Below are 1,264 nucleotides of genomic sequence, written 5' to 3' on the forward strand. Positions count from 1 at the left end.
GGGGCGGCGGGGGCGGCCGGTCGCTGCAGGCTGTGGTGGCGGTGGTGCTGCTGTTCGGGGCGCTGGTGGTCGCCGGTTCGGCTGGCGGCGCGCAGCGGCATGCGGTCGCGTTCCGCGGTGGTGCCGCGTGGCTGCCCTCCGACGCCGTCGGGCAGGTGGCGCTCCTGGACGGCGCCTCCGCCAAAGTGATCACCCAGGTGTCCGTCGGTCCACCGAATCAGCCGTCGCGGCGGATCGGGGTCATCCAGTCGGACCTGGACGCCTACGTCGTCGACTCCGCCACGGGCATCGTCGGCCGGATCAGTGGCGCCACCTACACCTGGGCGCACCGCGACGGGCTGCTCGCCCGCGGCCGGGCGGCGCAGCTGTTCGTCGGCGCGGACGCGCTGTACGTTCTTGACGGCCAGGCCGGCGTCGTCACGACCGCGCAGGCCGCGACCCTGGAGCCGCGCGGTCGGCAGTCACTGGCGGCGCGGGTCGGGGCCGGTGCCGGCATCGTCGACGGCGACGGACGGCTGTGGGTGGTCGACGCGCAGACCGGCGACCTCGTCTGGTTCGACGGCGCCCGGCGCCACGACCGCCGCCAGGGGGCGGACCAGGCCCGCAGCCAGCTTGTGCTCGCCGAGGGGCGCCCGGCGCTGGTCGACCTCGCCCGTCGGGAGATCACTCCGCTCGGCACGGATGGCCATCCCGGCGCCGCGACCTGCCTCGACGTCGCCGGTGGCGATGCCAGCGTGCGGGTGGCCGGCGCGTCGGATGCCCGCCGCGTCTACGCCTCGGTCGGCAGTCGCGGGGTGCTGATGGTCGCCGACCTCGCCGCCCGCGGCTGCGGGTCGGTCATCGACCTGGCCGCCGCCGGACATGACCTCGGCGCACCCGTCGGCCTCGGCGACCGGGTCTTCGTCCCGGACTTCACCGCCGGTGCCGTGCACGTCGTCGACGTCGCCAACACCCGGCTGATCTCCACCCGCCGGGTCCTCACCCCCGGACGCAGCTTCACCCTCGCCGCCGAAGGCGGTTTCGTGTTCTACAACGACCCGGCCGGCGCCGAGGCCGGCGTCATCCGCGCCGACGGCACCGCCACCTCCGTCCGCAAGTACGGCACGGGCAGCAGCGGCACCTCCGACGACGGCACCGGGGCCAAGGCCACCACGGACGGTTCCGGCGCCGCCCCCGGCAGCCTCGGCACCGGTGGCAGCGGCGCCGGCAACGGTCGCACCACCGATCCCGGCGACCGCGGTGCCCCCCGCGACCAGCCGACGCC

The 1,264-nt window shown here is 76.3% G+C and carries 1 pseudogene; it reads left to right on the forward strand.

Going from position 1 to position 1,264, the window contains the following annotated elements:
• Positions 1 to 1,264, forward strand: a pseudogene (locus tag ND748_RS32255) (hypothetical protein); the annotation flags it as partial.

This window comes from Frankia sp. AiPs1, from assembly GCF_023716945.1.
Taxonomy (GTDB): Bacteria; Actinomycetota; Actinomycetes; order Frankiales; family Frankiaceae; genus Frankia.